Source organism: Nocardia sp. NPDC004260, assembly GCF_053603155.1.
The window spans coordinates 1-3,210 of the sequence record NZ_JBSGEZ010000204.1 but is presented as its reverse complement, the minus strand read 5'-3'; the positions used below and the strand labels follow the sequence as shown (position 1 = coordinate 3,210).

The window sequence follows — 3,210 nt, the reverse complement described above, 5'->3', positions numbered from 1 at the left end:
ACTACCTATTGACTGAACTAACTACCCTCGTAATCCCAGTTCAGAGGGCGTTTTCGGCATGTGGTACTTATTCTCGCCATGTCGCGATCACAGATGTCTTCGGCAGATCCCGCTGGCATGGTTGTGCCCCAGGTCGGTCGGCTCGCCCCGACCGGTTTCGAGGTTAATCCTTACCTACTGATCGATCCGTCGGGCGATGCTGTGGTGCCGGTGACCATGTTCTTCCAGGATTTGCAAGCGTCGGGGCGATCGACGGCAACGTTGCGGTCGTACGGGATGGATCTGCTGCGCTGGTTCCGGTTCCTGTGGGCGGTCGAGGTCGACTGGGATCGGGCGACACGAAGCGAGGCGCGGGACTTCTGCCGCTGGTTGGTCGTCGCGGGCAAACCCGCCAGACCCCACTGGCGCCACCCCACATACCAGCCGACGGCGTCGTCCGGGACACCGTATTCGGCCTCGGTGCGGGCACACAGTGAGACGGTGCTGCGCAGTTTCTACGACTTCCACCGCGATGCGGGGACAGGACCGATTCTCAATCCGTTCCCACTGGACCGTTCTCGGCGCGGCAAGCGTGCAAACGCTCATCACAATCCAATGGAGTTGCACCGCAACGAGAAAGCCGGTCTCTATCGCCCCCGGACACCGAACCGGATACCGCGCAGCATCCCCGATGAGCAGTTCAACGAGATCTTCGCCCGGCTCCCGTCACATCGGGACCGCGCATTGGTCGCGTTCTATGTCTCCACCGGTGCGCGGGCATCGGAGCTGTTGTCAGCGACGCAGGGCGGCGTCGACCCCGGCCGACAGTTGGTCACGGTGGTGCGCAAGGGAAGTCGCGAAATCCAGGAGCTTCCCGCATCCAGCGACGCGTTCGTATGGCTGCGCCTCTATCAGGTCGAGATGGAGGAGATGATTCCCCGCGGCCGCCGTTTGCCGTTGTGGTGGACGCTGCGCCGCCCGGCCAGGCCGCTGACTTATCATGCGGCACATCGGATGTTCGAGCGTGTCAATCAGAGCGCCGGGACCGCGGCGACACTTCACGCACTTCGCCACACTGCCGCCTACCGGATGGCGGAGGATCCGTCCCTGCCGCTCACCGATGTCCAGTTCGTTCTGGGGCATGCGCTGCTCACCACCACCCAGATCTACCTCAACCCGCGCAAGGAAGAGGTGATCCGGCGGGTGCTGGCCCACCACGCCGAGCAGACCCGTCACGCGGTCGCGCGGACAGCACCTGCCGCTGCCCCGGGCTATCGCGCCGAAAGCCTCGCCGTCCTGTTCGGGACCGACGCCTCATGACGTCTACCGAACAGGACGTGCACACCGCAACGACCACCGTCGGGTTGCAGCGCCGCCCGCGCGAGAACGGGCGACATTTCGCCCGCAGGCGGTTCCCGGCCCGCCTGGCGGCATCGACCTGGCCAGCCACAGAAGCGAGGCGCGAAACCGTTCTGGCACAACTGACCTCACCTCCATTCACATTGGAGAGCCGCAATCAGAAGCGCCGTGACGCGGGCCTGCGCCTTCTGTTGACGTGGCTGGAGGAGCAAAACGGACAGACCTGGCAAGAGCGCTGGCTGGCCACCGGCGCCGACACCGCCGGATTCAGCTGGCGGCAGATCACCGAGCGCTGGCTGCGCGAACGTGGAGAACTCACCCGTATCAGGCATCAGGCCATGTCCGCTGCGCTGTCGGTCGCGATCTGCGCCGACGTCATACGCCCGAGCATCACCTGGTTCGCCGCCGCCGGATCCGCCCGAGGCCTGCTCGCGGCGATGATCGAGCAGTGTCGCGACCCGGAGGGATTCGGCCAGCTACGCGCCATAGTGACAGCTGACCCTGGGACTTCTTCGGCCCTCGCTACCTACGCGCTCTATCGCTGCGCCTCGATCGTCGCCTCGAAGGGAGGCTGTCTCTCCGACATCGTCATCGGAGACCTGCTGGAATTGCTGGACGCCGAACACAACACCCACAGGCGCCGCTCCGCCGGCCAGAGCGGGCTCTACCGGGCGCTGCACGGCATGGGGATCTTCGGCGACGACGCACCGCAGACTTTTCGGGAACTACGCACCATCGGCCAGCGCACTCCCGAGGAACTCATCGACCGATACGGGATCGTCTGCCAACCGATTCGCGACCTGCTGGTGGATTACCTGCGAGAGCGTCAACCCGCGCTGGACTACAACAGCCTCGAGTCGTTGTCGCAACACCTCGGACGGAACTTCTGGGCCAACATCGAACAGCTCCACCCCGGCATTGACACGCTGCATCTGCCCGCGGACGTTGCCCAGCAATGGAAGCAGCGGCTCCGGACCCTGCCGAAGACGATCACGACCGAAACCGGCGAGAAGCGTTCTGTTGTCGTGCCGCGGATCAACTACCGCGAGTGCCTGACACCGGTCCGAGCGTTCTACCTCGACCTCGCGCACTGGGCCATCGAGAATCCAGCGCGCTGGAGCCGCTGGGTCGTCCCATGCCCGGTCGGCGCCGAAGAAATCAACCGGCGAAAAGACAAGCGGCAACGCAAGTCACGCATGGACGCCCGCACCCGCGAGCGTCTTCCGGTCCTGCCCCTCCTGGTCAGCACCACCCAGCAGCGCCACAAGGACGCCCAAGCCCTGCTCGAGGCCGCTACACGCGCCCGGCCCGGCAAGCCGTTCTCAGCGGCCGGGCAGCATCTGATCCGCTCCATCGTCGCCGCACCCGGTCAAGGCAAAATCTGGGCGCACGACCCAATTACAGGGAAGCGGCGCAATCTCGCCCTCGAGGAGGAGCACGCATTCTGGACCTTCGCTGTCGTGGAGGTGTTGCGGCACACGGGAATCCGGGTAGAGGAACTGCTGGAAATCTCACATCACAGCCTCGTCCAATACCGCCTACCGACCACCGGCGAACTGGTTCCGCTCCTCCAAATCGCGCCCTCCAAAACCGATACTGAACGGCTGTTGGTCGTCAGTCCCGAACTCGCCGACATCCTCAGCACCGTCATCAGCCGCATCCGGACAGCCAGCGGCTCGGTTCCCCTGGTGCCAGCGTTCGACCGCTACGAGGCGATCTGGATGCCGCCAGCACCACTACTGTTTCAACGCCGGGTCAATGGTGAGCACCGCGCGATCAACGATCACGCCGTCCGCCAGATGCTCAGGCACGCACTGGCAGACACCGGCCTGGTCGACTCGCTCACCGGGCAGCCTCTGCACTACACGCCCC

General features: G+C 64.9%; 2 protein-coding genes. Both read left to right on the top strand.

The genetic code is table 11. The features are described 5' to 3' along the window. Positions 1–117 precede the first annotated feature (117 nt). The gene (locus ACWEO7_RS38815; RefSeq protein WP_452430749.1) at positions 118–1,299 is read left to right on the top strand and encodes a tyrosine-type recombinase/integrase; all 1,182 of its coding nucleotides are present in this window, start codon (positions 118–120) and stop codon (positions 1,297–1,299) included. Between the two features lie 44 nt (positions 1,300–1,343). Then, a partial coding sequence (locus tag ACWEO7_RS38810) for a site-specific integrase (protein WP_452430747.1) occupies positions 1,344–3,210 on the top strand: 1,867 nt, incomplete at its 3' end.